This is a genomic window from Methylobacterium sp. WL7 (assembly GCF_008040085.1).
Lineage (GTDB): Bacteria > Pseudomonadota > Alphaproteobacteria > Rhizobiales > Beijerinckiaceae > Methylobacterium > Methylobacterium mesophilicum.
On sequence record NZ_VRVG01000302.1, the window covers coordinates 1 to 1,511 of the forward strand.

The 1,511-nt window shown below is 75.4% G+C and carries 2 protein-coding genes and 1 pseudogene; all 3 read right to left on the reverse strand.

What is annotated here, in order from left to right; translation table 11 throughout:
• Positions 1–67: 67 nt before the first annotated feature.
• A complete protein-coding gene (locus FV233_RS30760; RefSeq protein ID WP_187193645.1) occupies positions 68–238 on the reverse strand; it encodes a hypothetical protein in 171 nt (56 codons plus the stop codon).
• A 98-nt stretch (positions 239–336) separates the two neighbouring features.
• Positions 337–606 (reverse strand): hypothetical protein, encoded by a 270-nt coding sequence (locus FV233_RS29385; RefSeq protein WP_147899630.1) that lies wholly within the window; start codon positions 604–606, stop codon positions 337–339.
• Positions 607–1,100: 494 nt separating this feature from the next.
• Positions 1,101–1,511 (reverse strand): annotated as a pseudogene (locus tag FV233_RS29390) (hypothetical protein); the annotation flags it as partial.

The following is a 1,511-nucleotide window of genomic DNA, read 5'->3' on the forward strand; positions in this document are numbered from 1 at the left end:
GGTGGGAGGGAGCGCGCGCGTCATCGGCGGGGCGAACCTTCTTTGGAACTCCGCCCCTTGTCGAGCCTCAGCGGGCCAGCGAGGCCTGGGCGGTGCTGGCGTTCGTCGGCTCGACCAGCGGGACCGTGGCGGCCGAGAGCGCCAGGGCGGCCAGGAACAGGCCGGTGGCGGCCGCGCCGGCCCGGGGGCGCGGCAGACGGAGGGCGTAGCGTCGGGCGGAGCGCGTCAGGTTCGGCATCGGATCGCCTCTTCCGGTTGTAGGCCCTCTGGGCCATTCTCGCAGAAGCAACGTCGTCGGGGGGCGGACCGGTTCCCGTGCCGTTCGACGCCGCGGACTCAGGACCGCGCGGCCAGGCGGCGGCCGAGGGCGCCGAGCGCGCAGCCGGCGAGGTAGGGCGGCAGCATCAGGGCGGCACCCTCCAGCCACAGGCCGGGCAGGCCCGGCACGATCCCGGCGAGCGCGATCCCCGCCAGCAGCACGGCCAGCCCGCACAGGGCGAGCGGCACGCCCGGCCGGGCCGGCCAGCCCGCGAGGGCCCCGACCAGCAGGCCGAGCGCGGCCGCCCCGGCGAGTCCGGGCCAGAAGCCGGCGATCAGCAGCGTCACGGCCGTCCGGCCTTCCCGGCGGCGCTCCGGCAGGGTTGCCCGCCCCGCTCCCTCATCCGGAGAAGCCCTGAGGCCCTCGATCGATCGCCCTTCGGTCTCCCGGGCGCCGAACGCGCTTGCGCCTCGGGATCAGGCGCGGGTCCGCTCTCCCGTGCGGGAAAGGGGGCCCGTCGCGTTCCGTCGTCGACCTCGGCCCCAAACCTGCGGGAGACGTCCCACCTCGGCTCGCGCGGCGGGATGGCCCTTCTGAGGAACGCGGCCTCGTCATCGCCTGCCCCGCGCGATGAATCGAGCAGCTCACAGCCCCCCACGGGCCGCCGCGCCGCGGCCGCCTCGCAGGAGGCCCCCAAAGGCCGCGGCGATCCCCGGCGCCCGCCTCCGAGGCCGCCTCGCGGCATCTCAGAATGACGGGGCGGGTCGGGATATGGGTCGGTCACGAACGTCATGCGGCGGCGATCATAGGCGCAAACCGGCGCGGGCGCGCGGTCCTTCCCTCACGGCAGCAGCGCGAGGATGACGGGGCCGGCCGGCGCATCCGGCCCGGCGCCGACCTGGTCCGGCCGGACCCCGGCCTGGAGCAGATACTCGATCACGGCCTGGGCGCGCAGGCGCGGCAGGTCGAGGGGCGGATCGTCCGTGGCCTCCCTGGGCGGTTGTTTTGCTGTTTTCTGAGACGAAGCGGGCTTGGACGCGGCCGACTTGCCATCCGAAGTCTTGCCATCCGTCTGCTTGCCATCCGTCTTCTTGGCGACCTCGGGTTTCTTCGGGGCCGCGTGGGTCTCGGCCTGCGCCTTCGGGGCGGGCTTCGCCGGCTCCTTCGGCGCATCCTTGACCGCACCGGTCGCCGCCGGCTGGGCGGCCATCGGGGTCGGCGGGGTCTCGGTGGGTGCGGCGCCCTCCCCGGC

Coding starts and splice junctions, on each gene's coding strand:
- FV233_RS30760 (WP_187193645.1), bottom strand. CDS start 238: ATGCCGAACCTGACGCGCTCCGCCCGACGCTACGCCCTCCGTCTGCCG.